Here is a 2,230-nt window from a genome sequence, read left to right as displayed (position 1 = left end):
GTGCGGTTCGTTGATTGAAACCAAAGTCTCATAAAACTTAGGAGGAAAATCGTCTCTACACCGCCTTGAGTGCAAACTCAGAAATATAGTAGAGATAACTTTAGTTTAGTGTGAGTGCGTCAAACTCAAATTTGACAAGTCTTACCCGCTAGGAATGGCGTGATGCCAAAACTGCCCACATGGATAGAGAACAAACTCTAAAAATGAAGCTGGGGACAGAACGAGAATAACAAACCTGAGATGGTAGCAACTCGTATAGGTAAGTAGTCAAGGTTAAACATTAGTTGAACTCTCGGAAAAAGCGTCTGAACGTGAACGACCGAAATCAAGGTCGAACAACGACACAACCTAACACTTCAAGTGTGAAAATACCCGCATTATTTTGAACTGGATAAATGCAATTCTGGGAAATCGTGGGCGAAATGAGAGAACCTAAAACTACAAAACAACTAAACCGAGGAACGAATAAAACGGCTCTTTCAACCTTCAATTTGAGGAGATTAATTTCTCAAATTGTGGACTCCTTAAATAAGGGTTAGCGGGTAGAGCTGGTAAGATGTACTCAAAAATTCAAGAAATCAGGACTCTTGGACAACTGGGTACGGTTTACATAGAAAATGTTCATTCAGGCGTAGAGAATGTTATGGCAACGGAGTTAAATCCAGTTGATAAATGGAAATCAATTCCTTGGCGCAAGCTGCGGAAAATTGTATTTCGCCTACAAGTGAGAATATTCAAGGCTCAAAAGAACGGTAACGTGCTCCTAGTACGTAAGCTTCAAAAACTTTTATTAAGCTCCAGAGCAGCGAAATTGCTTGCTATTCGGCAAGTGACACAGTTAAATACTGGACGGAAAACCGCAGGGGTGGACGGAAAGAAAGCCCTCGAACCCTCACAAAGACTGGCACTATTTGAAGTGTTAGTTAAGAACTGGAAGCAATGGAAACATCAGCCCTTAAAGCGAGTGTATATCCCCAAAGTAGACGGAACTAAAAGAGGACTAGGAATCCCGACCATTAGCGACAGAGCATATCAATGTCTCATCAAATATGCCTTGGAACCCGCAGCAGAAGCTACGTTCAACGCTCATTCTTATGGGTTTAGACCTAGCAGAAGCTGCCATGATATCCAGAGACAATTATTCAATAATCTAAACTCTAGCAGTAATGGGTTAGAAAAAAGAATTTTGGAATTGGATATTGAAAAATGTTTCGACAAGATTGACCACAAATTCTTAATGCAATCAGTCCAACTACCAAAGGCAGCAAAACAAGGGGTATTTAGGGCAATAAAAGCTGGAGTCAGAGGAGAATTTCCTTCATCAGAATCCGGTACACCGCAAGGTGGAGTTTTCAGCCCATTACTAGCAAATATAGTTCTTCACGGATTAGAGAACGTTGGTCATGAGGTTAGATTGAAAATCAGAAATGGTGGCAGATACATAGACACTATTACTGGATTTCGTTATGCGGATGACGTTGTGTTTATTCTGAAACCAGAAGACGACCCTGAGCCCCTCCGAGGATACATTGATAAATTCTTGGAAACAAGAGGATTAAAAGTTAAAGAAGCCAAAACCAAAGTCGTACATAGTACAGATGGTTTCGACTTCCTTGGGTGGAACTTCTCAGTTAAGCCCAATGGTAAATTCATTTCAACACCAAGTCAAAAAGCTACAATTAGCATTAAGGCAAAAGTTAAAGAAGTGATAAAAGATAGTCGTTTCACTCTCGAGCATCGAATCAACAAGTGTGGTTCGGTGGTAAGAGGGTGGAGAAATTACCATAGATTCTGCGATATGAGTCAACACGACCTGTGGTCACTGCACTATTGGTTATGGAAATTCATTCGGAAACAAGGAAGATACAACCGTTATCAAACCAATAAGGTTATAAAAAGAGCAATTCCTGCGGTTAGTTGGTCAGCCTGCAAGTTTGTCATTGTCAAGGGAGATAAATCACCCTATGATGGCGATTTTGTTTATTGGTCAAAACGAGAGAATGCTAACTACGATGGAATAACGGCACGACTTCTCAAGAAACAGAATCACAAATGTACAGAATGTAATCTATCGTTCATGTCAGGTGATATTGCACAACTACACCATATCGACGGCAACCATAACAATTGGAAACCTATAAATTTGGAAGTTCTACATCGTGAATGTCACCAGCATCAGACCGTTCATGGTCAGGTGAGAGTCCGAACAGCGGGTTAAACCCGACTTATT

General features: G+C 40.7%; 1 protein-coding gene. It reads left to right on the top strand.

What is annotated here, in order from left to right; translation table 11 throughout:
• Positions 1-556 precede the first annotated feature (556 nt).
• On the top strand, positions 557-2,218 hold the full coding sequence (ltrA, locus tag JGK20_RS34005; RefSeq protein WP_293233799.1) for a group II intron reverse transcriptase/maturase: 1,662 nt from the start codon (positions 557-559) through the stop codon (positions 2,216-2,218).
• The last annotated feature ends 12 nt before the right edge of the window (positions 2,219-2,230 follow it).

It is taken from the genome of Microcoleus sp. PH2017_05_CCC_O_A (assembly GCF_020738785.1).
GTDB lineage: Bacteria > Cyanobacteriota > Cyanobacteriia > Cyanobacteriales > Microcoleaceae > Microcoleus.
The sequence above is the reverse complement of the archived record's forward strand: the minus strand, read 5'-3'. Positions and strand labels throughout refer to the sequence as shown.

Excerpts from the sequence above, each read along its gene's own strand:
- ltrA (WP_293233799.1), top strand. The coding sequence starts at position 557 with ATGTACTCAAAAATTCAAGAAATCAGGACTCTTGGACAACTGGGTACG.